Here is a 435-nt window from a genome sequence, read left to right as displayed (position 1 = left end):
ACTTGGATTGCCAGCCGCCTTCGGGCGGCTATGTGTGGAAACAGGGATAAGGTAGCAATAGAAGAGTCTTCGATTCCAGCCGCCTTCGGGCGGCTGTTTGGTGAAACAGTCAGAGGGCATTTCAGTGGGAAGGCTGCTGCTCCAGCCGCCTTCGGGCGGCTGTGTGTTGAAACAGCCATACCAAAACAGACAAAGCAGATTCAAAACCCAGCCGCCTTCGGGCGGCTATGTGTTGAAACTTTAACTGATTGCTTGTCTATGCACAATTTATTATCCCAGCCGCCTTCGGGCGGCTGTGTGTTGAAACACCTCTTCGAGTATCCAAAAAAAATTCCCAAACCCAGCCGCCTTCGGGCGGCTGTGTGTTGAAACGCCTTGTCATAAATCCTCGCATAACACGATGACTCCAGCCGCCTTCGGGCGGCTGTGTGTTGA

The 435-nt window shown here is 53.1% G+C and carries 1 pseudogene; it reads right to left on the bottom strand.

What is annotated here, in order from left to right:
• Positions 1–204, bottom strand: a pseudogene (locus ACTHUF_RS11380) (hypothetical protein); the annotation flags it as partial.
• Positions 205–435: the final 231 nt, after the last annotated feature.

The organism is Neisseria sp. P0024.S006 (assembly GCF_051956595.1).
Lineage (GTDB): Bacteria > Pseudomonadota > Gammaproteobacteria > Burkholderiales > Neisseriaceae > Neisseria.
Note: the sequence above shows the minus strand (reverse complement) of the source record. Positions and strands in the feature narration are given on the sequence as shown.